Annotated in this window: 1 protein-coding gene; it reads left to right on the top strand. The window is 33.6% G+C overall.

Going from position 1 to position 1,234, the window contains the following annotated elements; genetic code table 11:
* Positions 1-1,234, top strand: a 1,234-nt coding sequence (locus AC1DMU_RS29445; protein WP_476941694.1) for a non-ribosomal peptide synthetase, incomplete at both ends; no start/stop codon positions are given.

The raw sequence follows: 1,234 nt of genomic DNA, 5'->3' as shown, positions 1-1,234 counted from the left end.
TTAACTTATAAGGAATTAAATGAAAAAGTAAATCAATTAGCTTTTTATCTACAGAAACGAAACGTAGGACCTGAAAGTATGGTAGGGGTTTATATAGAACGTTCTTTAGAGATGATTGTAAGTATATTAGGAATAATAAAAGCTGGTGGCGCATATGTCCCACTAGATCCAGCCTATCCAACAAAGAGACTTGAATATATCTTGAAAGATGCCAACATACAAGTATTGCTAACACAAAGTCATCTAACACAGTGGATACCTAAAGAAATAGACTGTATTGATATAAAAGAACATGAAATGAATATTTCGAGAGAAAAAAATACAAATCCTACAATTGAAGTTAAACCAGATAATTTAGCATATGTAATCTATACATCTGGATCCACAGGAAATCCAAAGGGTGTCCTTTATGCACAAAAAGGTCTATGCAATTTTATTAATGCCAGCATTGATTTTACAAAATTAAATACGAGTAGTAAGGTAGTTCAGTTTTCTTCAATTGCATTTGATGTTTCACTATATGATATATTCGCAACTCTGGTGTCGGGTGGAACTTTATATGTATGTGGTCAACAAGATATTATGCCAGTTGAGCCACTTACTCAGTTTTTGCTAGAAAATAAAATTACGCATGCATTTTTACCACCTACGGTACTTAATTTGTTAGATGAATCTAAATTTGAGGAATTACAAACTGTTATTTCTGCGGGTTCAGTCTGTAGTGAACAAGTGGCAAAACGGTGGGTGAAAAATCACCTCTTTATTAATGCATATGGTCCAACAGAGGCATCGGTTGCTACTATAGAAATTTATAGTGGTGAAGGGACACCACCTATTGGTCGATCTATTCCCAATGTAGAGGTATATGTATTAAATAAAGCTCAAAAACTTGTCCCTATTGGAACAGTGGGTGAACTTTATATAGGAGGTATCGCATTAGCACGAGGATATTTAAATCAACCGGAATTAACAAAAGCATCATTTATTCCACACCCATTCAAGAATAGCTCAAATGATAGATTATATCGGACCGGTGATTTAGTTAAATATTTACCTGATGGAAATATAGAATATATAGGAAGAGCTGATAAACAAGTTAAGATTAGAGGGTTTCGAATTGAGTTAGGTGAAATTGAAACAATATTAGGAAAACATCTAGACATTAAAGAAGTTACTGTGGTAGCGCAAGAAGATACATTTGGAGATAAAATCTTAGTAGCCTATATTGTAGGTG

It is taken from the genome of Bacillus sp. 01N45 (assembly GCF_056399205.1).
The sequence above is the reverse complement of the archived record's forward strand: the minus strand, read 5'-3'. Positions and strand labels throughout refer to the sequence as shown.